Source organism: Streptomyces sp. NPDC006450 (genome assembly GCF_040612195.1).
In the GTDB taxonomy this organism is placed as follows: domain Bacteria; phylum Actinomycetota; class Actinomycetes; order Streptomycetales; family Streptomycetaceae; genus Streptomyces.
Genome location: NZ_JBEXPT010000021.1, coordinates 42,246 through 69,054, shown reverse-complemented (window position 1 = coordinate 69,054; position 26,809 = coordinate 42,246). Strand labels below are relative to the sequence as shown.

22 protein-coding genes and 1 pseudogene are annotated in these 26,809 nt (G+C 72.8%); 13 read left to right on the top strand and 10 right to left on the bottom strand.

What is annotated here, in order from left to right:
- Window positions 1-280 (top strand): annotated as a pseudogene (locus ABZY57_RS10455) (TetR/AcrR family transcriptional regulator); the annotation flags it as partial.
- Window positions 281-299: 19 nt separating this feature from the next.
- Here ABZY57_RS10455 and ABZY57_RS10450 read toward each other — a convergent pair.
- Window positions 300-824 carry a kinase gene (locus ABZY57_RS10450; RefSeq protein ID WP_356510221.1) on the bottom strand — a complete coding sequence of 175 codons (525 nt, stop codon included), beginning with the start codon at window positions 822-824 and terminating at the stop codon, window positions 300-302.
- A 96-nt stretch (window positions 825-920) separates the two neighbouring features.
- Window positions 921-1,124 (bottom strand): cold-shock protein, encoded by a 204-nt coding sequence (locus ABZY57_RS10445; protein WP_356510213.1) that lies wholly within the window; start codon window positions 1,122-1,124, stop codon window positions 921-923.
- Between the two features lie 223 nt (window positions 1,125-1,347).
- Here ABZY57_RS10445 and ABZY57_RS10440 point away from each other — a divergent pair, with 223 nt between their 5' ends.
- Window positions 1,348-2,397, top strand: coding sequence for a 2-oxoglutarate and iron-dependent oxygenase domain-containing protein (locus ABZY57_RS10440; RefSeq protein ID WP_356510211.1), 1,050 nt, complete (start codon window positions 1,348-1,350; stop codon window positions 2,395-2,397).
- Here ABZY57_RS10440 and ABZY57_RS10435 read toward each other — a convergent pair.
- Entirely contained in the window at window positions 2,315-2,683 is a 369-nt protein-coding gene (locus ABZY57_RS10435; protein WP_356510209.1) for an HGxxPAAW family protein, read from the bottom strand. The two genes, ABZY57_RS10440 and ABZY57_RS10435, sit on opposite strands and share 83 nt — an antisense overlap.
- A gap of 105 nt (window positions 2,684-2,788) precedes the next feature.
- Here ABZY57_RS10435 and ABZY57_RS10430 point away from each other — a divergent pair, with 105 nt between their 5' ends.
- Together ABZY57_RS10430 and ABZY57_RS10425 are read left to right on the top strand one after the other, a co-directional pair.
- A complete protein-coding gene (locus ABZY57_RS10430) occupies window positions 2,789-3,283 on the top strand; it encodes a MarR family transcriptional regulator (protein WP_356510207.1) in 495 nt (164 codons plus the stop codon).
- Between the two features lie 230 nt (window positions 3,284-3,513).
- Window positions 3,514-4,893, top strand: a complete 1,380-nt coding sequence (locus ABZY57_RS10425; RefSeq protein WP_356510219.1) for a DEAD/DEAH box helicase — start codon at window positions 3,514-3,516, stop codon at window positions 4,891-4,893.
- Between the two features lie 65 nt (window positions 4,894-4,958).
- Here ABZY57_RS10425 and ABZY57_RS10420 read toward each other — a convergent pair whose 3' ends face one another.
- Window positions 4,959-5,486 carry a hypothetical protein gene (locus tag ABZY57_RS10420; protein WP_356510205.1) on the bottom strand — a complete coding sequence of 176 codons (528 nt, stop codon included), beginning with the start codon at window positions 5,484-5,486 and terminating at the stop codon, window positions 4,959-4,961.
- Window positions 5,487-5,714: 228 nt separating this feature from the next.
- On the opposite strand from ABZY57_RS10420, the gene ABZY57_RS10415 reads away from it, so the two are divergent.
- Entirely contained in the window at window positions 5,715-6,776 is a 1,062-nt protein-coding gene (locus tag ABZY57_RS10415) for a hypothetical protein (RefSeq protein WP_356510203.1), read from the top strand.
- 9 nt (window positions 6,777-6,785) lie between these two features.
- Here the strand turns inward: ABZY57_RS10415 and ABZY57_RS10410 are convergent, their stop codons facing one another.
- The gene (locus ABZY57_RS10410; RefSeq protein WP_356510201.1) at window positions 6,786-7,316 is read right to left on the bottom strand and encodes an SRPBCC family protein; all 531 of its coding nucleotides are present in this window, start codon (window positions 7,314-7,316) and stop codon (window positions 6,786-6,788) included.
- Between the two features lie 54 nt (window positions 7,317-7,370).
- Complete coding sequence (locus ABZY57_RS10405) at window positions 7,371-8,534, bottom strand: NUDIX hydrolase (RefSeq protein WP_356510199.1); 1,164 nt, start codon at window positions 8,532-8,534, stop codon at window positions 7,371-7,373.
- Between the two features lie 286 nt (window positions 8,535-8,820).
- On the opposite strand from ABZY57_RS10405, the gene ABZY57_RS10400 reads away from it, so the two are divergent.
- The 8 genes from ABZY57_RS10400 to ABZY57_RS10365 all read left to right on the top strand — a co-directional run bounded on the left by ABZY57_RS10400 (window position 8,821) and on the right by ABZY57_RS10365 (window position 22,346).
- Window positions 8,821-10,566 (top strand): VanW family protein, encoded by a 1,746-nt coding sequence (locus ABZY57_RS10400; protein WP_356510197.1) that lies wholly within the window; start codon window positions 8,821-8,823, stop codon window positions 10,564-10,566.
- 327 nt (window positions 10,567-10,893) lie between these two features.
- Window positions 10,894-11,172: a hypothetical protein gene (locus ABZY57_RS10395; RefSeq protein WP_356510195.1), complete on the top strand. Its 279-nt coding sequence runs from the start codon at window positions 10,894-10,896 to the stop codon at window positions 11,170-11,172.
- Window positions 11,173-11,281: 109 nt separating this feature from the next.
- Window positions 11,282-11,947, top strand: a complete 666-nt coding sequence (locus ABZY57_RS10390; RefSeq protein WP_356510193.1) for an NAD(P)H-binding protein — start codon at window positions 11,282-11,284, stop codon at window positions 11,945-11,947.
- A gap of 75 nt (window positions 11,948-12,022) precedes the next feature.
- Window positions 12,023-13,921 carry an RNA ligase family protein gene (locus ABZY57_RS10385; RefSeq protein ID WP_356510191.1) on the top strand — a complete coding sequence of 633 codons (1,899 nt, stop codon included), beginning with the start codon at window positions 12,023-12,025 and terminating at the stop codon, window positions 13,919-13,921.
- Window positions 13,921-16,866 (top strand): poly(A) polymerase, encoded by a 2,946-nt coding sequence (locus ABZY57_RS10380; protein WP_356510189.1) that lies wholly within the window; start codon window positions 13,921-13,923, stop codon window positions 16,864-16,866. Before ABZY57_RS10385 ends, ABZY57_RS10380 begins: the two co-directional genes overlap by 1 nt.
- A gap of 325 nt (window positions 16,867-17,191) precedes the next feature.
- Window positions 17,192-19,378, top strand: a complete 2,187-nt coding sequence (locus ABZY57_RS10375) for a discoidin domain-containing protein (protein WP_356510187.1) — start codon at window positions 17,192-17,194, stop codon at window positions 19,376-19,378.
- A 120-nt stretch (window positions 19,379-19,498) separates the two neighbouring features.
- Window positions 19,499-20,572: a DUF1996 domain-containing protein gene (locus tag ABZY57_RS10370; protein WP_356510185.1), complete on the top strand. Its 1,074-nt coding sequence runs from the start codon at window positions 19,499-19,501 to the stop codon at window positions 20,570-20,572.
- 40 nt (window positions 20,573-20,612) lie between these two features.
- A complete protein-coding gene (locus ABZY57_RS10365) occupies window positions 20,613-22,346 on the top strand; it encodes a discoidin domain-containing protein (RefSeq protein WP_356510183.1) in 1,734 nt (577 codons plus the stop codon).
- Window positions 22,347-22,436: 90 nt separating this feature from the next.
- Here ABZY57_RS10365 and ABZY57_RS10360 read toward each other — a convergent pair whose 3' ends face one another.
- The 4 genes from ABZY57_RS10360 to ABZY57_RS10345 all read right to left on the bottom strand — a co-directional run bounded on the left by ABZY57_RS10360 (window position 22,437) and on the right by ABZY57_RS10345 (window position 26,803).
- Window positions 22,437-23,354 (bottom strand): NADP-dependent oxidoreductase, encoded by a 918-nt coding sequence (locus tag ABZY57_RS10360; protein ID WP_356510217.1) that lies wholly within the window; start codon window positions 23,352-23,354, stop codon window positions 22,437-22,439.
- Window positions 23,355-23,539: 185 nt separating this feature from the next.
- Window positions 23,540-24,934 carry a GH1 family beta-glucosidase gene (locus ABZY57_RS10355; protein WP_356510181.1) on the bottom strand — a complete coding sequence of 465 codons (1,395 nt, stop codon included), beginning with the start codon at window positions 24,932-24,934 and terminating at the stop codon, window positions 23,540-23,542.
- Complete coding sequence (locus tag ABZY57_RS10350; protein ID WP_356510179.1) at window positions 24,931-25,839, bottom strand: carbohydrate ABC transporter permease; 909 nt, start codon at window positions 25,837-25,839, stop codon at window positions 24,931-24,933. The genes ABZY57_RS10355 and ABZY57_RS10350 overlap by 4 nt, the downstream gene beginning before the upstream one ends.
- Window positions 25,832-26,803 carry a sugar ABC transporter permease gene (locus tag ABZY57_RS10345; RefSeq protein WP_356510177.1) on the bottom strand — a complete coding sequence of 324 codons (972 nt, stop codon included), beginning with the start codon at window positions 26,801-26,803 and terminating at the stop codon, window positions 25,832-25,834. The genes ABZY57_RS10350 and ABZY57_RS10345 overlap by 8 nt, the downstream gene beginning before the upstream one ends.
- Window positions 26,804-26,809 lie beyond the last annotated feature (6 nt).

Genomic DNA, 26,809 nt, shown 5'->3' with positions numbered 1-26,809 from the left:
CGCGGCCGACCGGGCCCCGCTCCACCGCACGCTGCTCCTGCCGGGCGGTGGCGGCCCGCTCGGCGAACGCCTGTACCGGGAACTGCGCGAGCGCAGCCGGGCCGAGCGCGCCGCGGTGGGCGCCCCGCGCCCGGAACTGGTCGCTTCGGCCGTGGCAGCCACCTTCACCGCCGTGCTCGCGGACTGGCTGCACGGCGATCTCCCCGCCGGCCTGGCGGACCCGGCCGAGCTGGCGGACCGGATCTGGCTGCTCCTCGTCGCCCTGCACCGGGCGGGATGATCCGAAGGAGACGGCCTGCTCAGGCCCGCTCCGCCGCCAGCCCGGTCTCGGCCATGACCCGGGTGACGGTGTCCTCCAGCGAGTGCTCCGCCTCGATCACGCTCTCCCAGTCGCCGGGAAGCAGGTCGAGGGGCCGGTACCACTCGCGCATCTCCGCCTCGCCGAACTCCGCCGCCTGCGGCTTGCCCGCGTGCCGTCGCAGGGTCTCCTCGAAGGGCACGTCGAGGTAGTAGAAGTGCGTCGGCCCGCGGTGGGCCCGGCGCAGGGCGTCGAGCATGGGGCCGTAGCGGTCCGCGTAGAGGATCCCCTCGACGATCACGTGGAAGCCGTGGTCCAGTGCGTAGCGCGCCACGCTGCCGATGAGTCCGATGTTCGCCGCGCCGGGGGTGTCCCGCTCGCGCAGGACGACGCGGCGCAGGTTGTCCTGGCCCACGAGCGCGAGGCCCCGTCCGTGGCGGTCGCGGATGCCCTCGGCGACGGAGGACTTGCCCGCGGCGGAGTTGCCGCGCAGCACGATCAGCCGGGTGTCCGGCGTGCCGGTCATCATCCGGTCCACGCTACCCGTCCGCTCCGGACGTGCGTGAGCCCCGCCGGAGGATCCGGCGGGGCTCACGTCACGGGCCGGGCTCGTGAAGCGGCGCTAGAGGGTGACCACCCGCTCCGCCTGGGGACCCTTGGGCCCCTGCGTGACGTCGTACTCGACCTTCTGCCCCTCGTCCAGCGCCTTGAAGCCGCTGGACTGGATGGCGGAGAAGTGCACGAACACGTCGGGACCGCCGTCGTCCTGCTGGATGAAGCCGAACCCCTTCTCCGAGTTGAACCACTTCACGATGCCAGTTGCCATCTGTACTGATCCTTCACAACGTTCCACCGGCCGCACACGCGGCCGGACCCGATCCTGCCCATTGATCGGCTCGAGCACACGCCGAGCGCGGCCAACCGGGGTGCTTCCGGGTATTCGAACTTTCCTCCGCCCCGTCCGTGAATCGGGGGAACAGGCCTTCGCACGGACCCAGGTAAGGGCCCCGGCGAGGCGCTCCGCAAGGAGTCTTCGAGAGGGGACGGACATGGGCGAGCTCGCGACGTTCCGGGTACCGGCTCGGGTCACGGGAACGACGGCGGACATCATGCTCGGCGGGGCGATGGTCCGCGCCTGGCAGCGCGACGGGATCTTCCAACTGGCGGCCGACGGGCGGCAGGAGGCCCGTACGCGGGCCGCGCTGGCGGCGAGCCGGCGGTTCTTCGCGCGGCCCGCGGCGGAGAAGTCGGCGTGCGTCAACGACACCTCGTACAGCGGGTACATCGCCTCGGGCGAGGAGGTGACGGCAGGCCGGCCGGACGCCTCGGAGATCTTCACGATCACCCCCGACATCCCGGACGCCGCGGCGGCGGGCCTGCCCTGCCACGGACCGGTCCCCTGGCCCGACCCCGACTACCGCGCGGCCATGGAGGACTATCTGGCGGGCGTCGGCGGGCTCGGTGAGCGGCTGCTGCGGCTCGTGGCCCTCGGCCTCGGCCTCGGGCCGGCCGGAATCGACCGGCTCGCGGGGCTGACCCGTGACGGCTGGCACCACATGCGGGTGCTGCGCTTCCCCGCCGCGGGGCGGACCGCGGAGCGCGGGATCGGCGCCCACACCGACTACGGGCTCCTCGTGATCGCCGCCCAGGACGAGGTGGGCGGACTCTTCGTACGGCCTCCGGTGCGGGGCGAGGAACGCCCGCGCAACTGGCTGCCGGGCGAGAGCACGGCGGGCTTCGCCGAGGACCGGCCCGGCTGGACGCCCGTACGGCCCGTGGCGCGGGTGCTGACGGTGTTCCCCGGAGACATCCTCCAGTTCGTGACCGGCGGCGCGCTGCTGTCCACCCCGCACCGGGTGCGGCTCGCGGACCGGGAGCGGTACGCCCTCGCCTACTTCCACGAGCCGCGCTTCGGCGCCCGGATCCGCCCCCTCGACCCGGCGCGGACCGCGCAGGGCGGGGACGGCTCCGGTGAGGCCTCGGTCATCCACTACGGGGAACACTTCACCCGGATGTTCATGCGCTGCTATCCGCAGCGGGCAACGACACGGCGGATCGAGACCGAGGGGCTGCTGCGGCGCCTCGCCGCGGCCCACTGACCCGGCAGCCCAGGCAGTCGGCGTGGCCGGTGTGCGCGGCGGTGTCCCGGACCCGCCAGTCCCACTGGCTCTCCGGACGGGGACCGCTCGGCTTGCCCCAGCCGGCCAGGTGCAGCAGCCAGGTGGTGATCCCCGCCGCGGCGACGACGCCCAGGCCGATCCATACGCCGGGGGTCCAGGAGGCGCACAGGGCCGCTCCCGCCACCGTGCTTCCCACCAGGGCGATCGCGGTGCCGGTCCAGCCCGCCACGGTGTGGCCGAGGTCCACGTGGCCGTGAGCGCTCATCGTTCTCCCCTGCTTCGTCGGTTCAGTAGGCTCGAAAGGCGTTCTCTTACGGAGAAAGCCATTTACCTCACGAGCTAAGTAACTTAGATGCTAAGGAGTAACCGCGTGCAGGGCAAGCCCCGCCCCGCGGCAACGGTCCAGGAAGCGCTGTCGCGCATGGACCGGTACGTCGCCCTCGGCATCGTCGGCCAGCAGGAGGTCGCACAGCTCCTGGGGCTCAACGTGACCGACCTGACCTGCCTCGGCCACATCCTGGGCGCCGGGGAGGACCCGCTCGGCGCGGGCGACCTCGCGGAGCTGACCAACCTCACCACCGGCGCGGTGACCGGGGTGCTCAACCGCCTGGAGCGCGCCGGATACGCGAGCCGGCAGCCCGACCCCGCCGACCGGCGCCGGGTACGAGTGGTCGCGGACCCGGCCGCCGCCGCGCGGATCTTCGCCGTCTACGAGCCCTTCTACGCCCGGCTCGGCGCGGTGTTCGCCGAGTACACCCCCGACGAGATCGCCGTCATCGCCGACTGGTTCGGGCGGGCGACCGCCGAGGTCACCGCCCATCTGGACCGGGTACGGGCCGGGGAGCTGGGGCCGGTGGCCCCGTAAGCCCGATGGTAAAATTTGTCTTTTGGCGATGTTCGCGTCGCACTCCCGAACATCGTGCCCGACCATCTTCCCGAACATTTTGATACGCGTCTCACGGAAGGTTCTGCATGAAGAACCCGTCAGCTCATGGGCGCTTCGGCATCAAGGCCGGAGCCAAGGCGAGCCCGAAGGGCGGTGCGAAGGGCGGCGGGAAGACCCCGCGGACCCTCGGCCCCCAGGGCGAGTACTCGATGCCCCGGACGACCACGCCGGCGCTGCCTCCGGTGGAGTCCTTCTCGGAGCTCGGCCTGCCCCCTGAGCTGGTGAAGACGATGGCCGACCAGGGGGTGGCGCAGCCGTTCCCCATCCAGGCGGCGACCCTCCCCAACTCCCTGGCGGGCCGCGACATCCTCGGCCGCGGACGGACCGGCTCGGGCAAGACGCTCGCCTTCGGCCTGGCCATGCTGGCCCGTACGGCGGGTCAGCAGGCCGATCCGAAGCGGCCGCTCGCGCTGGTCCTCGTACCGACCCGCGAGCTGGCGCAGCAGGTGACCGAGGCCCTGGCCCCGTACGCGCAGGCCCTGAAGCTGCGCATGGCCACGGTCGTCGGCGGTCTGTCGATCGGCAAGCAGACGGGCGCGCTGCGCACCGGAGCCGAGATCGTGGTGGCCACCCCGGGGCGGCTCAGCGACCTCATCGGCCGGCGCGACGTGCACCTGGAGCGCGTGAAGATCGTGGTCCTCGACGAGGCCGACCAGATGTGCGACATGGGCTTCATGCCGCAGGTCACCGAGATCCTCGACCAGGTGCACCACGCCGGCCAGCGGATGCTGTTCTCGGCCACGCTGGACCGCAACGTGGACCAGCTCGTCCAGCGGTACCTGAAGGACCCGGTCGGACACTCCGTGGACCCGCAGTCCGCTTCGGTGTCCACCATGGACCACCACGTGCTGCACATCCACGCGGCCGACAAGGTCTCGGCCGCGACCGAGATCGCGGCGCGCGAGGGCCGGGTGCTGATGTTCCTGGACACCAAGCACGGGGTCGACCAGTTCGTGAAGCACCTGCGGGCCATGGGCGTACGCGCGGAGGGGCTGCACAGCGGGAAGTCCCAGCCGCAGCGCACCCGGACGCTCGGACAGTTCAAGGACGGCCTGCTGAACGTCCTGGTCGCCACCAACGTCGCCGCGCGCGGCATCCACATCGAGGACCTCGACCTCGTCGTCAACGTGGACCCGCCGGCCGACAGCAAGGACTACCTGCACCGGGGCGGCCGCACCGCACGGGCCGGCGAATCCGGCAAGGTCGTCACCCTGGTCACCCCGAACCAGCGCCGCGACATCGTCCGGCTGATGGCCGACGCCAAGATCCGGCCGACCATCACCCAGGTCCGCTCCGGCGAGGCCGCGCTGAGCCGGATCACCGGCGCGAAGGCCCCCTCCGGCGTGCCGCTGGCCGGCGCCGCGGCCACCGACGCCAAGGGCCGGCCCTCGGGCACGGACCTCGGCTTCCGCGGGATCGGCACCCGGCCCGGGCGGCCCGGCAAGGGCAAGGAGTCCCGCAGGACCATCGAGGCCCGTCAGGCCGCCGAGGCCCGCGCGGCGGCGCGGGTGCGGCGCGGCACGAAGTAGCGCGAGGGGAGGGCCGGGACCGCGGGTGCGGTTCCGGCCCTCCCGCGCATTCCGGCCCCACGCCCTCAGGCGGCCCGCCGCAGCAGCCGCTGCGCCGCCGCGTTGCGGACCCGGCGGGTCCGGGCGCCCGCGGCGAGCAGGCGCAGGGCCTCGTCGGCGTGCAGGGACTGGGCCGCCGTGCGCTGACACCAGTCGGAGGCGGCGAGGAGTTCCGCCGCGGACCAGGGCTCGCCCCGGGTGACGGCCTTCAGCAGGGTCCACTCGCGCAGTCGCCGGGCAGCGAAGGTGCGGCCACCGAGCACGGCTCCGACGGCCAGCGCCCAGGCCGCGAAGGCCTCGTCGGCCAGCAGTCCGGCCGCGCGCCGGTCGAGGTGCGTGACCACCGCGCTCTCGGCCATCACCGGGTCCGGGTCGCGCAGGACGGCGGCCACGGCCTCCGCTTCCGCGGGGCGACCGGAGACGGCTGCCAGGGACTCCAGGTGCCGGGCGTAGCGCCAGTGTTCGGACGGCGTGTCCACCGCCACCGTGCCCGTCGTTCCCTCGGTCCGGCGCTCCGCGCCGCCTTGGCGTATCTGGTACTCGCTTCTCCCCATGCGGTCATTCCACACGACACCGGTGAACGCCACGTTGTCAGGGTGGCATCAAGCCCGTCCGGGACGGCAACGGTGCGGGCCTTCGGGGGCGGTCGGCCCCCATCTGCGCAGGTCACAGGACCATCACGTGATCCCGGTCCGGCTTGTGCCGCACTGGTGACGCCCTGTGGGATGGGCCGGAATCACGAGCATGGGCGGGGGCCGAGAGCATGGGGCGGGGGGCCTGACATGACGGAACCGGGGGAACGCGCCACGCGACTGCGCGCGGACATCCAGGACCAGGACCAGAACCAGAAACAGGACAAGAACCGGGATCGGGACCGGGACCGGGACCGGGATGAGGACCAAGGCCACGGGGACCGCGAGGCGGCCTTGCACGCCGACCAGCGCCGGGGGCGCGTCGGTCGCCTGGCCGTCGGAGCCGCTGCCGCCCTGGCGCTCGCCGGTGTCACCGCGTGGCTGGTGACCGACCCGGGCGAACGGACCGGGGGCGAGCCCTACGCCGGCGCCCCCGACGAGCAGGCCTGGCCCGATGACTGGCCGGCCACGACGAGCCTGCCGCTGCGCGGCTCACCCGCCCGCGGCTGGGCGACCGAGCAACAGGAGCTCCCGCTGCCGGCGGCCACGGCGGTCGGTTCGATGCCGAAGGAACAGGTCTCCGAAGGACTGCGCCGGGCGCGGGCGTTCATGGTCGCGGCCAATCTGGATCCGGCGGTGCTCCGGGGCGCATGGCCCACCGAGGCCATGGAACTGCTCGATCCGCAGCAGCCCGCCCGCGCCGAACTGTCGGAGCACCTGCGCTCCCCCGGCCTCCCGGACGCCGATCCCATCGAGCTCTTCACCCGCTTCGACCCGGCCGAACTCACCCCGGCCCGGGGCGGCATCAGGGTGCGCGGCCGGATGTCCTTCGAAGCCGGCGGGAATCCGGGACAGCTCAGGATCCACGCCGACTACACCTTCGTCTACGCCCTGCGGCGCGTGGCCCCGCACGCGGAGCCGGGGCCGGCCCCGGGCACGGAGGAGGTGGCGCGGGTCGTCGTGCGAAGGCAGCTCGTGCTGCTCTACGCGGCGTCCGGCTCCCCCGGCGTTACGGCCGGGAAGCTGGTCCCGGCCGGTTACCGCCGGCAGCTCGGGAACCACGACTGCGGCACCGTCGACGGTTTCGTCCACCCCTACTTCTCCAAGGAGGCCGCGGCCGCCGACCGGCCGTGGCCGGTGGTCGACCCGTACGACGACAGCAAGGACCTCCCCGACGGCAGGCCGAGCTGCACCGTCCCGTCACGTACCTGAGCCTGCGCATCAGCCCCCGTGGGCCTCGTAGCCCCCGGAGCCCTGTTCGTGCGCCTGCCCCTCCTCCGGGAGGGGGGCGCCGGTCTCCAGGAGGGTCTTGAGGCTGGACGCCAGCATCGGCCAGGCGCGCCCGCACATCCCGATGAGCGTGCCGCCCGGTGCGAAGCCCTCGTGGAGGATGGTGAGCCGCGCGAGCGTGTCACCGACCGGCTCGATCTCGTACGTCACCTTCGTGCGCCGCTCGGCGGCCAGCTCGGCGCGCAGCTCCTCGCCGACGCCCACGGAGGCGGCCCACTGCGGGGTGAAGGTGTGCCAGGTGTAGGAGAGCAGCCGGTTCGGCACGCACGCGAGCACCACCTGCTCCGGATCGCTCGTCCGCGCCCCGCGCTCCACCCAGTCCATCGTCGAGCCCACCCGCCAGTCGGTCTCGAAGTCGAGCCCCCAGTAGCGGCGGGTGAACGCGGGCTCGGTCAGGGCCTGCCACACCCGCTCGGGGTCGGCCTGGATGTACACGGTGTAGGTGATCGCAGTCTCGCTCATCCCCTCATGCTGCGGGACCGGGGCGCGCGGTCCGGGGATTGAGCCGCTGTGCGCTCACCAGTGGCAGCCCTCCGCGGGGAGTTCCGCCGGTGGCGTGCGGGGCGGCGACGGGAGGGACAGGTGGGCGCGGGCGGCGTGCACGGCGGCGAGTTCCTCGTGGCCCGCGGGACCCCAGTCGCTGAGTTCGCGGACCTGGTCGGGGGTGGCCAGCAGCCGGGCGTAGACCGGGTCCGGGCCCGGGGGCAGCGCCGTGAGGCGGGCCGCGGTGCGCGGGTGGGCGCCCTGGTCGGCGTACCGGTACCCGAGCGGGAGCGCAGCCGCGGTGCGGCCCGCCGTCGGGGGCGGGAGGTGGGCGGCGCCGGTGGCGCGGGCGACGAGCAGCAGGACGCGCCCGTCGGGGGCGAAGAGCCAGCCGGCGGGGTCCCGTGGCGTCAGGTGCGCGGGGACGGGACCGGGGTGCCAGGTGCCGTGGAGCCGGGCGCGCGGGCTGCGCAGGACGCCGAGCCGGTCCAGGGCGGTGGGGGTGGTGGGGCGGCCGTCCTCCAGCAGGGCGGCGCCGCCTCCGTTGATCCGGGCCCGGAGCGCGGACAGGGCGCGGCGGGCGTCTCCCGCGTCCATGAGGGCGGGCAGCTCGGCCGGCTCGGCGAAGTGGATGCCGGTGATCTCCTGCGCGGGGAGGCGGACGGAGTCGATGAGGTCCCGGGTCCAGGTGCCGCCGTCGAAGACGTGCAGGATCTCGCCGGGGAAGCGCATCCCCGGCGGCATGCCGGGCGCGTCGGCCGGGATCCAGTCGACGACGAGGCCGCGCGGGTAGCTGCCTTCGACGCCGAGCTCCTCGTACATCTCGCGGGCGGCGGCCGCGGCCGGTGCCTCGCCGGCGTCGACCGCGCCGCCGGGCAGCAGCCGGTCGGGGCGGTAGTCGACGCTCTGCACGAGGACGCGCCCGTCGGTGTCGGTGACGAGGACGACCGCGCCGGTCCAGAGCGTGGCGCGGGAGGCCCCGTACTCCTCCGGCGTCATCCACGTGCCTGGGCGCGCGGCCGGGGCGGGGGCCGGGGTGTGGGCCGGGGTCCCGGGCGCGGCCGGGTCACCGGCCCGGGTGTTGGCCTGGTCCTCGGGCGCGGCCGGGTCACCGGCCCGGGTGCGGGCCCGGTCCTCGGGCGCGGCCGGATCGGCGCCCGTGTCCTGCGTCACGTCCTCGTCGGTCAGCTGCGGCATCGGACTCCATTCACCGTAGGGGCACCGCCGGGGCGCCGTGGTCCCCGTCGCGCGGGCGACGCGCGGTCATGGCGCGGGCCGGGCGGGGGCGTTCGGCACGGGTGTTCCCGCAGGCGGTGCAACAGCGGGGACGGCCGCCGGGTTACGGAGATCAGCACAATCCCCTTTGCCACCCCTATACCTCCTTATTACCTGGTTACACGGATCTTGCTACGTTCCCCGGGCGGACTGGCGGCATGAAAACCGCCGGTCCGACCACGTCACCGGAGCAAGGAGAGACCCCGACATGCGACGCGCACCCCGTACGGGCACTCCGGCGGCCACCGGCAAGCGGTGGACCGTCCCGGGCGTGGCCGGCGTGGCGGGCGGCGTCGCGGTCCTCGGCTTCGGTGGGCTGTACGCCGCGGGTCTGCTGCTGGCGGGCGACGACATGGCGGCGGGTACGAAGGTCCGCGGCGTCGACATAGGCGGGATGAGCCGCGCCGAGGCCCGGCAGACCTTGAACCGTGCGCTCGGCCCGTCCGCCGCGGCCCCGCTGGCGCTTCGGGTAGGAGGGCGGACCGAGCAGGCGCAGCCCGCGACGCTCGGCCTGTCCCTGGACACCGGCGCCACCGTCGACCGGGCGGCCCGGTCCGGCTCCGACCCCGTCAGCGTGATCGGCCGGCTGTTCACCTCCGGTGATCCCGACGTGGAGCCCGTGGTCCGGCTCGACGAGAAGGCGGCCCGCGCCGCCCTGGACGGAATCGGCGCGAAGACCCGGCAGGAGGTCCGGGAGGGCTCGGTCTCCTTCGAGAAGGGCAGGGCCAAGGCGGTGGCCCCGGTCACCGGTACCGACCTCGATGTCGACGGCTCCCTCGGTGTGCTCCGCTCGTCCTACCCGCGGCACGCCGCCGGCGGGCCCGTCGTCCTCCCCGTGCGGAGCACGGAGCCCCGTATCGGGCAGCAGGAGACGCAGCGGGCGCTCGAGGAGTTCGCCGAACCGGCGGTGTCCGCGCCGGTCACCCTGACCGTGGAGGGCAAGCGCATACCCGTCGGCCCGGCCGTCCTCGCCCAGCACCTCACCCTCAAGGACGACGGCAAGGGCCGCCTCGCGCCCGGCCTCGACGCCAAGGCGCTGCTCGCCGACCCGGAGCTGGCCGGGCCGCTGCGCCGGGCCACGCCGGGCCCCGTGGAGGCGAAGCTGCGTACGGACTCCGCCGGCGCGGTCTCCGTCGCGCAGGAGGGCCGGGCCGGACGCCGGATCGCCGAGGAGGGCCTGTCCGCCGTGGTGCTGCCGCTGCTGACGCGGGCGGGCGCGGCGGAGCGTACGGGCGAGGTCGCCACGGAGGAGGTCCAGCCGAAGCTGACCAGGAACACGGTCGAGCGGCTGGGCATCAAGGAGGAGGTGTCCTCCTTCACCGTCGACTTCGAGAAGGCCCCGTACCGCACGACGAACATCGGGCGCGCCGCCGAGCTGATCGACGGCTCGCTCGTGCTGCCCGACGAGACCTGGAGCTTCAACCGCCGCGTCGGCGAGCGCACGAAGGAGAACGGCTTCGTCGACGGCCTGATCATCAACAACGGCCAGTACGAGAAGGCCGCGGGCGGCGGTGTCTCGGCCGTGGCCACCACCGTCTTCAACGCGATGTTCTTCGCGGGGGTCAAGCCCGTCGAGTACGGGGCGCACTCCTTCTACATCGAGCGCTACCCGGAGGGCCGCGAGGCCACCGTGGCGTGGGGCAGCCTGGACCTGCGCTTCGCCAACGACTCGGGCAAGGCCCTCTACGTCCAGGCCGAGGCGACCGACACCTCGGTCACCATCACCTTCCTGGGAACCAAGCGGTACGACGAGATCCGCGCGGCCAAGGGGCCGCGGACGAACGTCAAGCCGCCCGCCACCCGCACGGACACCGGCCCGAAGTGCGAACCGCAGTCCCCGCTGGAGGGCTTCGACGTCGCCGTCGACCGGGTGTTCGTGAAGGGCGGGCAGGAGGTCAAGCGGGAGACGATGAAGACCCGTTACACGCCCAGGGACAGCGTGACCTGCGGCTGAGTCCTCCCGTCGAGGAACCCGGACCACCCGTGCGGGTGAGCGCGTGCGGGTGAGCGGGCGTTCGTCGGGCAGGGTGGGCGGATGGAGTCGCGCCGGGGACCGAGGGTGCCCCTGATCATCGTCGCGCTGGCCGTGGCGGCCGGATGTGTGACCGGGTGTGTGACCGTGGGCCCGGCCTCCGGTCCGGGGGCCGTCACCGGGCCCGGAGCACGGCCCGCGCCGACCGCGGTACGCCCGACGGAGCCTCGGACGGGCCTGCCGCCGGGACCGGCGACCGATGCCTGGCCGCTGGGGGCGCTGCCGGAGGTCGTGCAGGAAACGGATCCGGTGCCGCGAGAGCCCTCGAACGCCGTACCCGGGGCCGCGGTTGCTCCGCGGCCGGCCGCGCCCGCGGCGCCCGCCGCCCGGGCGCGCAGCCGGGTGAAGCCCGCCGCGCCGCGGCACCGGCCGGAGCGGCCCCGGCGGGCCGCGCCGAAGAAGCCCGTGGCTCCCGCCGCGAAGGCCCGCGGCTCCCGGCCCGCGCCGCACCGTACGTACGACATGGCGCCGCTGTGCGCGGCGGCCCGGGGCCGGGTGGATCCGGCCATCGTGGCGCTGTGCCACTGACCGCGTGGCGCTGCCGGGTGCGGGAGGCGGGATTCGCTTGGATGGGCCCGGCGGACCCCGACCGGGGCCCTTCCAGCCTCCACCTCCACCTCCACCTCCAGGAGTGACCATGGCGAAGATCGCTCTCTTCGGCGCGACCGGCACCGTCGGATCCCGTGTGATGCACGAGGCGCTCGGCCGCGGGCACGAGGTCACGGCCGTCGTACGCGATCCCACGCACTTCGCCGAGTCCGAGGCCAGCTCCGCGGACGTCACCGTCGTCCGCGGCGATGTCCTCGACCCCGCGTCCGTGACCCAGGCCGCGGCCGGGCAGGACGTGGTGGTCAGCGCGTACGGGCCGGGCTCCGGGGATCCCGGCACGCTCGTCGGCGCGGCGAAGGCACTGATCGGCGGGGTGCAGGCCCTCGGCGCGGATGCGCCCCGGCCGCGCGTGGTCACCGTGGGCGGGGCGGGCTCCCTGCGCACCCCCGGCGGACCGATGGTCTGGGACCAGGCCGGGATTCCGGCGCCGGTCCTCGCCGTCATGCACGCCCACGGGGACGCCCTCGACTTCCTGCAGACCGTGCCGGTGGAGGAGGTCCACTGGACCAGCCTCAGCCCCGCCGCCACGATCGAGCCGGGCACCCGGACGGGCACGTACCGGCTGGGGCTCGACGACCTGGTCGTGGACGACGGCGGAAGGAGTCTGATCTCCACGGAGGACTTCGCGGTCGCGCTGCTGGACGAGATCGAACGCGACGCGCACGCCGGCAGGCGGTTCACCGTCGGGTACTGAGATATTCGCTGGTCCGGGCCTGTTCCGCCTCCCTAGAGTGACCGTGCACCAGCCTCGGCCCGCAGGGAGCGGATCATGCGCACGCACTACCCCCGGACCCCGCACCTGCCCTGGTCCCCGGGTGCGACGTCCGACGACGTGCGGACCACCGGGCCCGGCATGCTCGCCGGATTCGCCGGGCGCGAGGTCGTGGTCACCGAGAAGCTCGACGGCGAGAACACCACCCTCTACACCGACGGCCTGCACGCGCGGTCGCTCGACTCGGGCCACCATCCGTCGCGGGCCTGGGTGAAGGGCCTGCAGAGCCGTATCGGCCCGGGGATCCCCGCCGGTTGGCGGGTGTGCGGGGAGAACGTCTACGCCCGGCATTCACTCGCCTACGAGGAACTCGACGCGTGGTTCTACGGGTTCTCGGTATGGGACGGCGACCACTGCCTGGACTGGGACCGGACGGTGCTCTTCCTGCGCGGCCTCGGGGTCCCCGGACCGCGCGTCCTGTGGCGCGGCGTCTTCGACGAGCGGGCGCTGCGCCGCCTGCGGCTCGACACGGCGCGGCAGGAGGGGTACGTCGTCCGCACGACGGCCGGCTTCGAGCGGGCCGACTTCGGGCGCCGCGTGGCCAAATGGGTGCGGGGCGGGCACGTGCAGACGGACACGCACTGGATGTACGCCCAGGTCGTGGCGAACGGGCTCGGTCCGGCGGCCGCCCTCTGGGACGCCCGGTCCGGCGCGGAACCGGACGCGGCCGGGCTGCTCCGCGCGGTAGGCGCGGACAAGGCCGTCGAGGGCGCGGACGTCGAGGGACTGGTCGCCGAAGTGGCGGACCGCATCGACGGCTTGAGCGTGCGCAGGTCCGGCGAGGACCGGCTGGCCGGAATCCTGGCCGCGGCCCTGCACGGTGTGCCGCGAGCCGCGCTCGTGTCGCGGCTGGCGGCGGGGCCGCTCGGGATGGCCACCGCACGGCGGGTCGCGGACCTGGTCGGGCTCTACCCGGCGCTGCGCACACCCTTCCCCTACCCCGACGCCGAACGGCGGGCGGGGCTTGTACGGATGGCGGAGGCGGCCGATCTCGGGGTGCTGCACGCGCTGGCGGGGGCGGTCTCCGGGCCCGGTGGTCCTGTCGGACCGGCCGGACCCGGCGAAGGCCACGAGCGGGGCGGGGGGGCGGGCGAGTGCGTGGAGTGGTCCGCGCTGCACGCCGAGGAGGCGGGACTTCTCGGTCCGGCGCCCCTGGAGCCGCTGAGGGCCGGGCTTCGAGCGGCCCTCGCCGAAGCCGGCATGGGCGACGGCGGCGACAGCGACGGCTGCGACGCCGCCGACCGCTGCTGGGCCGAAGCGCGCTTCGCCTACGGCCAGGGCAAACTGACCGGCGCCGAGGAGGCGGTCGCGGCGACCTGGCGGTGGCGGGACGGCGCCTCCTTCCCCCGGCTGGTGCAGCTATGCGGCCCCTCGGGCAGCGGGAAGAGCACGTACGCCCGGAACCTGCCCGGGGTGGAGGCCCACATCAGTCTCGACGACCTGCGCGGGGCCAGGGGTTCCCGGGCGGACCAGCGGAACAACGCGGACGTGCTCCGCGAGGGCCTCGACCGGCTGGACTCCGCGCTCGCCTCGGCCGCGCGGCGAGGGGGCACGGTGGTGTGGGACGCTACCTCCCTCACGGCCCGGCAGCGCGGTCTGGCCGGCACGGTGGCACGGCGGCGTGACGCGCTGGTCACGCACGCCGTGCTGCTGGTCGAGGAGGCGGAGCTGGTGCGCCGCAACTCCACGCGACCGCACCCGGTGCCGGAGCAGGTGCTGACCTCGCAGCTGCACCGGTTCGCTCCGCCCTATCCGGGTGAGGCGCACCGCACGTGGTACATCGGGGCGGGCGGGACCGTCGAGGACACGGCGGGAACGATCGGTGCGCCGACGCGCACGACGCCCAGTACGGCGGCTCCCACGACGGCCCGTACGGCGAGCCGCGGGGAGGGCTGATGCGTACCAGCGAGGAGCTCTACCACCAGGTCCGCTGGGACCCGCGCTTCGATCCCGCCCGGTTCACGCTGGGACTGCTGCAGCGCGGAGCCGCACCGAAGCGGATCCCCCTGCCTTCCTTCGTACCCGGGGGCGACATCCCCTGGCACCGGGTGCTGTTCGTGGAAGCCGACGGCGAGCTGGTGTGGGACCGGGCGACGGGCGTCGACAGCATCGACAGCACCGCGGCCGGGCGGGTTCGCGACCCGAGGCTGCTGCGGGCGCCGTTCTTCACCGCACGGACCCCGTACGCGTGGGACGCGTCCGGTGGCGGCGCGTGGCGGGCGGCGCCCGAGGGCGACGCCCGCACCACCCCGAAGCCATCGCGCGTACGCCTGTTGACCTGGAACACGCTCTGGGACCGGTACGACGCCCCGCGCATCGCCACGGCACGGCGCAGGCCCTTGCTGCTGGCCGACCTGGCGGCGGCCGACGCCGATGTGATCGCGCTCCAGGAAGTGGAGCGCGAGCTGCTCGGCATGCTGCTCGCCGAGCCGTGGGTCCGCGCCGCGTACACGGTCGCCGCGGACCCGCGCGGGCGGGACGTGGCGGAGAGCGGGCTGCTGGTGCTGAGCCGCCTGCCGCTCCGGGAGGCGGGCGTTCACCTGCTGGGTCCGCACAAGGCGGTCGTCGCCGTGACCGTGGACACGGCCGGCGGGCCGCTGGTGGTCGCGGCCACCCATCTGACGAGCGACCACACCGAGCGGGGAGAGGACCGGCGTACCGCCGAACTGGCCAGATTGTCGGAGGGGTTGGCGGGCATCGAGACGGCCGATGTCGCTCTGCTCGGTGACTTCAACGACGGCCGTTCGGGGGCCGACGGACCGGCGGCCGCACTGAGCCTGCGGGACGTGTGGACCGAGGTGCACGGAACGCGGGACGGGACCCCCACCTTCGATCCCGTGGCCAATCCGCTCGCGGCGGTCGGGTCGTTGTCGGGTCGGGCCGCCCGTCTGGACCGGATCCTGCTGCGGTCGGCGGGAGTTCGCGTGGCGCAGGCCGCCCTGCGCGGCGACTCCCCGGCCGCGGACGGGCTGTTCATCTCGGACCACTACGGGGTCGAGGCCACCCTCGACTTCGATCCGGCGGCCGACGCGGACTCGGCGGGCGAAGGCACCGGGCCCGCGGTACTGGACGTCCCGGCCACCGCGCGGACGGCGGTGGCGTGGCCGGCGCCGCGGGACGAGGCGGTGGAAGCGATCCGTCGCGCACACGACCCGCAGGCGGAGCGCTGGCTGGCGCACGTGAACCTGCTCTTCGGCTTCGTGCCGGAGTCCTCCTTCGAGGCGGCGCTGCCCCTGCTGGCCGAAGCGGCCGCGGAATCGGCCGCGTTCACGGCCCGGCTGGAGGGCGTGTACGGCTTCGGGCCGACCCTGTGGCTGGATCCGGCGGCGGCCGGCGACACACCGTGGCAGGAGCTCCGGCGGACGCTGGCGGCGCGGTTCCCGGGCTGCCGGGGCCGGGCCGAGGGGTTCACGCCCCACCTGACGCTGGGACGCAGCCCCGATCCCCGGCGTGCGGAGCGGGAGTTCGCGGCCCTTCTCGGCGGTGGCCGGTCGGCCCGCGTGGACTCGCTCGCCGTACTGTCCCGGCGCGGCGACGGCCCGATGGAGGTCCGGGCGACGGTGGAGCTCGGCACCGGAAGGATCGACTGGGCCCCCGAGCCCGCGACGGCCCGACCGGGCGGTGCGGAGTGGACGGAGACCGGAGGCGGAGGCGGAGGCGGACGCGGAGGCGGTACCGGAACCTACGCCGACGGCGATCCGGGAGCCGACGCCACGGCCCGTGCCGAGGCCCTCGCGGCGCGGATCGCGGCGGCGCTCCCCGAGGGGGTCGTGCACGTGGCCGGCTCGCGCCGAATGGGCTGTGCGCTGCCCGACGCGGATCTGGACCTGGTCGCGGCCCTGCCCGGCGCCGTCGCCCTGGCGGAGGTACGGGCCCGGGTGGCCTCGGCGCTCCCCGACGCGGAGCGGCTCCGCGAGGTGACGGGCGCCCGGGTGCCGGGCCTGCGGCTGCGCGTGGCCGGGCTGGACGTGGACCTGGTGGTGGTCGCCACCGGGCCGGTACCGCCGGACGGGGCGGTGGCCCGGCGGGCGCAGCTCGGCGAGGCCGCGGCGGTGGCGCTGAGTGCGGTGAGCGACGCCGATGCGGTACGGGCCTTCGTGGGCGCGGAGCACGCGGCGTTCGCCCGGCTGGCACGCGAGGTCAAGGCCTGGGCCCGGTCCCGGGGTCTGGACTCGGCACCCTTCGGCGGGCTGCCGGGACTCGCCTGGTCGGTGCTGGCCGCCCACACGGTGCGCTCCGCCCCCGGCCTCTCCCCCGGCCCCCTGCTGCGCGCCTTCTTCGCCACCTGGGCCGCCTGGGACTGGCGCACCCCGGTGGGCCTGCACCCGGCCACGGACCCGACGGCCGGTGGGAGCGGCGAGGACGCCGTCACCGTGCTGACACCCTCCGCGCCGGTGCGCAGCTGCACCGCCCAGGTCGGCGCCGGGACCGCCGAGTTGCTGACGTGGGAGCTGTTCGCCGCGTGGGAGGCGCTGGAGGGGAGCCCCGCGGCGCAGCTCGCCGTCGCCGCCCCCGCCTCCGCGCCGCACCGCCGGCACGCCGCCTGGGCCGTGGTCACCGTGACGGGTTCCCGGCCCCGCGCCTTCGAGGACAATCTGGGCCGCACGCGCGGCCGGCTGCGCGCCCTGCTCGGCGCCTTGGCGCAGACGGGCGTCGTGGACGCGCACGCCTGGCCCCGGCCCTTCGAGCGGACTGCGGTCCTGGCCCGCTACGCGATCGGTCTCGGCCGGACGCCGCCGGACGCGAGCGCCCTGGCCGCCCTGGCCGACCCGTGGTCGGTGACGCTCCCCGGCACCGAGGTGACCTGGTCCGACTGCGGCGGCGTTCCCGACCTCACCTGACGACAAGTAACGAACGCAGGACAGCACCCTGCCCGCCATCGGTCCCCACTCTCCGAACGTGGCGAAGACTCTCGACCAGGGCCCCGCCCCGCCGTAGCGGGCACGGCGGGACGGAGCGGTCAGAGCCTCAGTAGAGTCCTGTGAAGTTTTTTCGTCAATACTTTTCACAAGGATTGAAGAAACCCCAAGTTCACAGGCCTGATGCGTGTTTGACACGTCGTTGGATCTTCAGTTCATGAACGCTCAAACCCTTGACGGCCCCGGCGCCGGGCAGTTCACTCACGCTTCGATCCCCCCGGATCCACAACGTCAGGAGAAGCCCCGCATGCCCCTGCTCTCCGCTCATCCGCCCCACCCGTCACGCCGCCCCTCACGTCCGTCCAGGCTGACCGTCGCCTCCCTGGCGGCCGCCCTGGTCGCGGCCCTCCTCGTGCTCCTGCCGGGCACCGCGGCGACCGCCGCGCCCACGCTCCTCTCCCAGGGCAAGACCACCACCGCGTCGTCCACCGAGGGCGCCGGCACCCCGGCCTCCGCGGCCGTGGACGGCAACAACGGGACCCGCTGGTCGAGCCAGTTCGCCGATCCGCAGTGGATACAGGTCGACCTCGGCGCCACCGCCCAGCTGAGCCAGGTCGTCCTGCGCTGGGAGACCGCCGCCGCCAAGGCGTACCGCGTGGAGCTGTCCACGGACGGCACGAACTGGGCCACCGCCTACTCCACCGCCAACGGCACCGGAGGCGTCCAGACCCACGACATCACCGGCAACGCCCGCTACGTCCGCGTCTACGGCACCCAGCGCACCACCGGATACGGCTACTCGCTCTGGGAGTTCCAGGTCTACGGAACCACCAGCACCGGCCCGACCCTCCCCGGCGGCGGTGACCTCGGCCCCAACGTGATCGTCTTCGACCCGTCCACGCCGAACATCCAGGCCAAGCTGGACGAGGTCTTCGCCCAGCAGGAGTCGGCGCAGTTCGGCTCCGGGCGCTACCAGTTCCTCTTCAAGCCGGGCACCTACAACGGCCTCAACGCCCAGATCGGCTTCTACACCTCGATCTCCGGCCTCGGTCTGAGCCCGGACGACACCACCATCAACGGTGACGTGACCGTGGACGCGGGCTGGTTCGGCGGCAACGCCACCCAGAACTTCTGGCGTTCGACCGAGAACCTGGCCCTCAACCCGGTCAACGGCACCAACCGCTGGGCCGTCTCGCAGGCCGCGCCGTTCCGCCGGATGCACATCAAGGGCGGACTCAACCTCGCCCCGTCCGGCTACGGATGGTCCTCGGGCGGCTTCATCGCCGACTCGAAGATCGACGGCCAGGTCGGCAACTACTCGCAGCAGCAGTGGTACACCCGTGACAGCTCCATCGGCGGCTGGTCCAACGGCGTCTGGAACCAGGTCTTCTCCGGCACCCAGGGAGCTCCCGCGCAGAGCTTCCCGGAGCCGCGCTACACCACCCTCGACACCACCCCGGTCTCCCGGGAGAAGCCGTTCCTGTACCTGGACGGCTCCGAGTACAAGGTGTTCGTCCCGGCCAAGCGCGTGAACGCACGCGGCACTTCCTGGGGCAACGGGGCGCCGCAGGGCTCCTCGATCCCGCTGAGCCAGTTCTACGTGGTCAAGCCCGGCACGAGCGCAGCGACGATGAACCAGGCGCTGGCCCAGGGCCTGCACCTGCTCTTCACCCCGGGCGTCTACCACGTCGACCAGACGATCCAGGTCAACCGGGCGGACACGGTCGTCCTGGGCCTCGGACTCGCCACCATCATCCCGGACAACGGCGTGACGGCGATGAAGGTCGCCGACGTCGACGGCGTGAAGCTCGCCGGCTTCCTGGTCGACGCGGGTCAGGTCAACTCCCCGACCCTGCTGGAGGTCGGCCCGGCCGGCACCACGACGGACCATGCGGCGAACCCGACCACGGTCCAGGACGTCTTCATCCGCGTCGGCGGCGCCGGTGCGGGCAAGGCGACGGTCGGCATGGTGATCAACAACCACGACACGATCGTCGACCACACCTGGATCTGGCGCGCCGACCACGGCGACGGGGTGGGCTGGGAGACCAACCGCTCCGACTACGGGTTCCGCGTCAACGGTGACGACGTGCTGGCCACCGGCCTGTTCGTCGAGCACTTCAACAAGTACGACGTGGAGTGGAACGGCGAGCGCGGCCGCACGATCTTCTTCCAGAACGAGAAGGCGTACGACGCCCCCAACCAGGCCGCGATCCAGAACGGTTCGATCAAGGGATTCGCCGCCTACAAGGTCGCCGACTCGGTCAACACCCACGAGGGCTGGGGCCTGGGCAGCTACTGCTACTACAACGTCGACCCGACGATCCGCCAGGACCACGGCTTCCAGGTCCCGGTGAAGCCGGGCGTGAAGTTCCACGACATCCTCGTGGTCTCGCTCGGCGGCAACGGCCAGTACGAGCACGTCATCAACAACACGGGCGCGCCGACCTCGGGCACCTCGACCATCCCCTCCACCGTCGTCTCTTTCCCCTGATCCACCCCTGACCCCCGGTTCGCGGGGCGGCTGCCGGCCGCCCCGCGTTTTCCGGGCCATCTGAGAGAGCGCTCTCCCACCCGCGCTCCTCCACCCCTCCCCCCCAGAAGGAGCTGAACGATGAATCTCCGACCGCGGACCCTGTCCGCGTTCCTGCTCTCGGCCGCCGTCGCGGTGACCGCGGCCGCCGGCCTCGGCGCCACAGCGCTCACCGCGCAGGCGACACCCGACTCCGGCACCGTCCACATGAACATGAACCACGCCGCCGTGGCCCCGCTCGCCGGCGGCGACGACCCCGACGGTGACGGCTACATCCCGGCCGTTCCGCAGGTCACCGGTGTGACCCCGTCCTGGAACAACCCGCCGGACCGCTACTTCCACGAGTTCCAGGCCAACTGCTCGGTCACCAAGACCGCGCCGGACGACCCGATCGTCTACGCGGGCCGCCCCGGCGCCTCCCACGACCACACCTTCATGGGCAACACCGGCACGAACGCCAACAGCACCACCGCCTCGCTCAGCGCCGGGAGCACGGCCTGCACCGCGGTCGGCGACCTGTCCGGCTACTGGATGCCGACCCTCTTCAACGGCAGCCAGAAGGTCCTGCCCACGGGCCCCCAAGTCATCTACTACAAGACCGGGGTCACCGACTACACCAGCGTGCGCCCCTTCCCCAAGGGTCTGCGGTTCCTCGTCGGCAGCCCGACCCAGACCGCGGCGGAGTTCCGCGGCCACAAGGGCTGGGTCGAGGGCTGGGAGTGCGGTGACAGCTTCAAGAACACCGAGTTCCCGGCCAACTGCCCGGCCGGCACCCAGCTCAACATCCGGATGCAGTCGCCCAGTTGCTGGGACGGAAAGAACCTCGACACACCCGACCACAAGGCGCACATGGCCTACCCGGTCACCAAGCCCGGCAACAACGACAACGTCTGTCCCGCCTCCCACCCGGTCGCAGTCCCGATGGTCGAGTTCAAGATGGCCTTCCCGGTCAGCGGGGACATGTCCCAGGTCAGGCTGTCCAGCGGCTCCGGCCACTCCTTCCACTACGACTTCTTCAACGCGTGGGACGAGCGCACCCTGAACGCCATGGTCGAGCAGTGCATCAAGGGTGGCCTGCAGTGCAACAACCGCGGCTACGACCAGTACCACCCGGAGGCCGGCACCGTGCTCGGCCCCGACGGCCGCCTCCCGTAGCGCTCCCCCTCCCCCCACTCCCTCCCAAGGAGGTTCCTGCATGCTCACCCGCATGCGCAGCACCGTGGCCACCGCCGCCCTGCTCGCGGGCGCCGTCACCCTCGTGCCCGCCGGCCCGGCCCAGGCCGCCGGCAGCGTGGTCAAGGTGACCGGATCCCAGGGCAACTGGCAGCTGACCGTGAACGGTTCTCCGTATCTCGTCAAAGGCGTCACCTGGGGACCCTCCCCGGCCGATGCCGCGCGCCTGCTCCCCGACGTGAAGTCGCTGGGCGCCAACACCATCCGCACCTGGGGCACCGACGCCGGCAGCGCCCAGCTGTTCGACGCCGCCAACGCGAACGGCATCAAGGTCGTGGCCGGCTTCTGGCTCCAGCCCGGCGGCGGTCCGGGCAGCGGCGGCTGCACGAACTACGTCACGGACACGACGTACAAGAACAACATGCTGGCCGAGTTCACCAAGTGGGTGCAGACCTACCGCGACAACCCGGCCGTCCTGATGTGGAACGTCGGCAACGAGTCGGTGCTCGGACTGCAGAACTGCTACTCCGGCACCGAGCTGGAGAACCAGCGCAACGCGTACACGGCCTTCGTGAACGACGTGGCGAAGGCAATCCACCGCATCGACGCCAACCACCCGGTCACCTCCACCGACGCCTGGGTGGGCGCCTGGACGTACTACAAGCGCAACTCCCCGGACCTGGACCTCTATGCCGTCAACGCCTACAAGGAGGCCTGTGGGGTCAAGCAGGCCTGGCAGCAGGGTGGTTACACCAAGCCCTACATCATCACGGAGACCGGCCCGGCGGGTGAGTGGGAGGTTCCGAACGACGCGAACGGCGTCCCGCTGGAGCCCGGCGACCAGGCCAAGGCCGACGGCTACACCAACGCCTGGAACTGTGTCACCGGACACGGGGGCGTGGCCCTGGGCGCCACGGTGTTCCACTACGGCACCGAGTACGACTTCGGCGGGCACTGGTTCAACCTGACCCCGGCCGGGGAGCGCCGCAAGATGTACTACGCGGTCAAGCGCGCCTACGGAGGCGGCACGGCGGGCGACAACCTCCCGCCGACCGTGGCCGTCCCCTCCGTCCCCGACCCGGGCGCCGTCCCGGCCGGCAAGGAGATCACCATCCAGGCCCCGGCGACCGATGCCGAGGGTGACCAGCTCGCGTACGAGGTGCTCTGGGGCAGCAAGTACGTGGACGGGGGCGGCGGGCTGATCTCGGTGCCGTCGACCCACCTGGGCAACGGCACGCTCAAGGCCACGGCCCCCGCGAAGACCGGCGCGTGGAAGCTCTACGTCAAGGTCAAGGACGGCCGCGGCAACGTGGGCGTCGAGCAGCGCTCGGTGAAGGTGGTCCCGCCGCCGGTGTCGGGCACGGACGTGGCGCTGAACCGGCCCACGACCGCCTCGACCTTCCAGAACGACGGCTACGGCGGCTGCCCGTGCGGTCCGCAGTTGGCCACCGACGGAAACGCCGGCACGCGCTGGGCGACGACGTGGTCCGATGCCCAGTGGCTCCAGGTGGACCTGGGGTCGGTGAAGCAGCTGCGGCACGCCCAGCTGGTGTGGGAGACCGCGTACGGCAAGGCGTACACCATCAAGGTGTCGGACGACGGCCAGAACTGGCGCACGGCTCACGCCACTTCCAACGGTGACGGCGGCATCGACGACTTCGACATCTTCGCGTCGGGCCGGTACGTGCGCCTCGACCTGACCCAACGGGGCACCGGCTACGGCTACTCCCTGTTCCACTTCGGCGTCTACGCCTGATCCCTGGCCCGACGCCCCGCACACCCCGCGCGCCGCCCGAACCTGACCCGGGCGGCGCGCGGCTCCGCGTGCGGAAGTCCTCCGCCGGGCTCAGACCTCCAGGACGATCTTCCCGGCGGTGTGTCCTTCCCTGCTGAGCTCGAAGGCGGCCGGCAGTTCCGCGAGCGGGAAGGTCTCCGCGACGGTGACGGTGAGCTGCCCGGCGTCGGCCATCCGGCCCAGCTCGGCGAGGTCGGCGCCGACCGGTCGCACCCACATCCACTGGCCACCGGCGCCGAGTACGTTGTGGTCGGCGATGGAGGCGTGCCGGCCGCCCTCGGCCAGGACCGCCAGGGTGGTGTCGAGGACTCCCCCGACGAAGTCGGCGACGACGGTGACCCCGTCGGGCGCCAGGGCGCGGACCCGGTCCGCGAGGCCCTCGCCGTACTCGACGGGTTCGCAGCCCAGCTCGCGCAGCCGGTCGTGGTTGCGCGCGGATGCGGTGCCGATGACGCGGGCCCCGAGCGCGCGGGCGATCTGCACGCCCAGGGAGCCGACGCCGCCCGCGGCTCCGTGTACGAGGACGGTGTCCTCCTTGCCGGTGTCCAGGCGCGTCAGCAGCTGGTACGCGGTGAGGCCGGCCAGCGGCAGTCCGGCGGCCTGCTGCCAGGTCAGGGAAGCGGGCTTGGGCGCGAGGGCCCGTACGGGCACGGTCACGAACTCGGCGAAGGTGCCGCCGTGGACGTAGTCCTTGCGCGCGTAGGCGACGACCTCGTCGCCCGCGGTGAACTCGGGGGTGTCGATGCCCGCGTACTCGACCGTCCCGGACACGTCCCAGCCGGGGACGACGGGGTACACGACGTCCATCAGGCCGTCGAGCCCGCCCGCCATGATCTTCCAGTCGACGGGGTTGACGGAGGCGCAGCGGACCCGGACGAGGACCTCTCCGGGGCCGACCTTGGGCACCTTGATCCGGCTCTCGGAGAGCACCTCCACTCCGCCGTACGTGTCGTACGTCATCGCCCGCATGGTGCCCTCTTGGTCCTCGGACATACCTCTCGCCTCTCCGTGCGCCGGTCGCGTGCCCCCGACCCCCATCCCACCACGAAGAGCCGCGCCCGCCCCGGGAGGAGGGGCGGGCGCGGCGCGGCGGAGCGGTCCCGGGTGGGGTGGGGTGGGAAGGGTGGGGTGGAAGGGGGCAGCGGGCAGAGCGGCTACGGCGCGCGGTGGGCGGCGATCACGTCCGCGTAGTGGCGTCCGCTGGTCTTCACGGTGCGCTGCTGGGTCTCGTAGTCCACGTGGACCAGTCCGAACCGCTTGTCGTAGCCGTAGGCCCATTCGAAGTTGTCGAGGAGGGACCAGGCGTAGTAGCCGGCCAGCGGAGCGCCGCGGCGGGCGGCGCGGGCGCAGGCGGCCAGGTGGGCCGTGAGGTAGGCGGTGCGCTCGGGGTCGTGGACGCTGCCGTCGGGGGCGACGGTGTCGGGGTAGGAGGAACCGTTCTCGGTGATGAGGATGCGCCGGGCCCCGTACTCCTCGGTCAGCCGCATGATGAGGGCCTCCAGGCCGTCCGCGTCGACCTCCCAGTCCATGCCGGTGCGCGGGACGTCGGGCCGGTCGATCATCCGGGCGTAGGGGGCGGCGCCGTGCGGGTCGGCGGTGACCACCTGCGGGAAGTAGTAGTTCAGGCCGATCCAGTCGAGCGGTGCGGCGATGGTCTCCAGGTCGCCGGGCCGCTCGGGGAGATCGACTCCGTAGACCTCCCGCATGTCGGCGGGGAAGCCGCGGCCGTGCACCGGGTCGAGCCACCAGCGGTTGACGTGGCCGTCCATCCGCCGGGCGGCCGCACGATCGGATTCGCTGTCGGAGGCGGGCTCGACGGTGGAGAGGTTGTTGACGATGCCGATCTGCGCGCCGGGTGCTGCGGCACGGATGGCCTGTGCGGCCAGGCCGTGGCCGAGCAGCAGGTGGTAGGAGGCGCGGACGGCGGCGGTGAGGTCGGTCGCGCCCGGGGCCATCTTGCCTTCGAGGTGGCCGATCCACGCCGAGCAGAGGGGTTCGTTGAGGGTCGCCCACTGGGTGACGCGGTCGCCGAGGCGCTGCGCGACGGTGCCGGCGTACGCGGCGAAGTGCTCGGCGGTGGCCCGCTCGGGCCATCCGCCCCGGTCCTGCAGGGCCTGCGGGAGGTCCCAGTGGTAGAGGGTGACCGACGGTTCGATGCCGGCGGCGAGCAGGCCGTCGATCAACTGGTCGTAGAAGTCGAGGCCCTTGGCGTTGACCGGGCCGTCGCCGCCGGGCAGGACGCGGGGCCAGGCGACGGAGAGCCGGTAGGCGTTGGTGCCGAGCTGCCGCATCAGGTCGATGTCGTCCCGCCAGCGGTGGTAGTGGTCGCAGGCGGTGTCCCCGTTGTGGCCGCCGTCGATGGCGCCGGGGACGCGGGTGAAGGTGTCCCAGATGGAGGGGGCGCGGCCGTCCTCCGCCACGGCTCCCTCGATCTGGTAGGCGGAGGTGGCGGTGCCCCAGACGAAGTCGCGGGGCAGTGCCGCGAGGTCGATGGAGTCGGGGGCGCTGTCGGGACGGCCCGCGTTGAAACGTTCTGCGTACAGGGTCATTTGACGGCTCCTGCCGTGAGTCCGGCCACCAAGTACCGCTGTAGCAGCAGGAATCCGGCGACGATGGGGATGCTGACGACGAGCGAGGCGGCCATGATCTGGTTCCAGTACACGTCGTTCTGCGTGGAGTAGCCCTGCAGTCCGACGGCGAGGGTCCGGGTGGCGTCGTTCGTCATGACGGAGGCGAAGAGCACTTCGCCCCAGGCGGTCATGAACGCGTAGACGGCGACGGCGACGATGCCGGGTACGGCGGCCGGGATGACGACGCGGAAGAGCGCGCCGAGCGGTCCGCAGCCGTCCACGGTGGCGGCCTCGTCGAGTTCGCGGGGCACCGAGTCGAAGTACCCGATGAGCATCCAGATGGAGAAGGGGAGGGAGAAGGTGAGATAGGTGAGGATCAGTCCGCCGCGGGATCCGTACAGGGCGATCCCGGTGGTGTTGCCGATGTTGACGAAGATCAGGAACAGCGGGAGCAGGAAGAGGATCCCGGGGAACATCTGGGTGGACAGCACCGTCACGGTGAAGAGGCGCTTGCCGCGGAAGCGGTAGCGGCTGACCCCGTAGGCCGCGAAGATCGCGATCACGACGGAGCAGGCGGTGGCCGAGCCCGCCACGATGAGCGAGTTCACGAAGTACTTGGCGAGCGGGACCGTGTGCCAGATGTCGATGTAGGGGCGGATGGTGAGCCCGCTGGGGATCCAGCGGAACTCTCCCGCCACGTCCTTGAGGGGCTTGAGCGAGCTGGCGGCCATCACGTAGACGGGCAGCGCGACGAAGCCGGCCAGGAGGGTGAGGAAGACGGCCCGGATCACCTTGAACGACGTCGGGGGGTCGAGCGGTGATCTCGTACGGGGCCGCGTGCGCGGGCGGCCGTGCAGGGCGGCCCGGCGGTTGCGGTCAGGCATCGGCTTCCTTCCGTCCCCGTGTCGTGAAGAACAGGTAGACCGCGGTGACCAGCAGCAGGAAGAGCAGCAGCAGGACGGACATGGCCGAGCCGGTGCCGAAGTTCCAGGTCACGAAGCTGGATTGGTAGATGTGGATGGAGATGAGGTCGGCCGCTTCGGGGGCCGATTTGCCGAACAGCACGAAGGGGGTGTTGAAGTCGTTGAAGGTCCACAGGAACAGCACCAGGATCAGGACCTGGTTGACGGCGCTGACCGAGGGCAGGGTGATCCGGCGGATCTGCTGCCAGGTCCCGGCCCCGTCCAGCGCGGCCGCCTCGTAGAGGTCCTTGGGAACGTTCTGGAGAGCGGCCATCACGATGAGGAAGGCGAACGGCCAGCCCTTCCAGACGGAGACGGTCAGCAGGGCCCAGAAGCTGTTCTCTCCCAGCAGCCAGAAGGTGTGCTCGGCCCCGCCGAGGCCCAGTTGGTCGTGGATGACGTGGTTCACCAGGCCGTTGTCCCGCTGGAACATGAACGCCCAGGTGATGACGGCCGCGTAGCCGGGCAGCGCGTAGGGGATCAGGAACAGGCCGCGCAGGAGTCCGCGGCCGCGGAAGGTCTCCTGCATGAACACGGCGGTGGCGGTGCCGAGGAACCAGCACAGGGCCACCGAGAGGAGGGTGAACAGGCAGGTCGTGAAGAAGGAGCCCAGCAGTGCTTCGCCGACGGGCTTGTTGATGTCGACGGCGAGTTCGTAGTTGTCGAGGCCCGACCAGGGGGCGCTGGACCAGTCCCGGATGAAGAACTGGGTCAGCTGCCGGAAGCTCATCACGATGCCCATCACCATCGGGACGAGGTGGACGAGCAGTTCGAAGAACAGGGCGGGCAGGAGCAGGAGGTAGGGCAGGGCGGCGCGGCGCAGGCGCCCGGTGCGGCGTACCCGGGCAGTGGTACGCCGCACCCTTCCCGCCGTGGCGGAGGTCATGAACGG